The organism is Bacillus sp. JJ664 (assembly GCF_036962205.1).
GTDB lineage: Bacteria > Bacillota > Bacilli > Bacillales > Bacillaceae_G > Gottfriedia.
The window spans coordinates 849-1279 of sequence record NZ_JBALMS010000207.1 but is presented as its reverse complement, the minus strand read 5'-3'; positions in this window follow the sequence as shown (position 1 = coordinate 1279).

The following is a 431-nucleotide window of genomic DNA, read 5'->3' as shown; positions in this document are numbered from 1 at the left end:
GTTTTTCTTTTTCAATATATAAATTTAATGATAAAAGGAGTATAATAAATATACCAAATATTACCAAATACAATGAAGCTGTTTTTTTTTCCATTTGAATCCCCTTCAAGTTATATTCAAATTAAGGATAGAAATTATTAAGTATTAGACTGATCTTATTCCTGGGAATACATGAAAATATAGTTAAAAAACAAAAAAATCGCAAGATGTAACAAATACATCTTGCTTTAAACTGTTATTAAATGGGGGTGCATTTAAATAATACTAATAAAGAGACAAAAGTTAGTATCGTTTAATTGCTTATACTTAAATGATAGCATTCTCTAAGAATATTTTGTATTGGGAAAATTTTTAACATGATAATCAAGAATTTTACGAGAAAATGAATGTAAACAATTGATGAAAAAATGCTAAGAAAAATATTTTTTCGA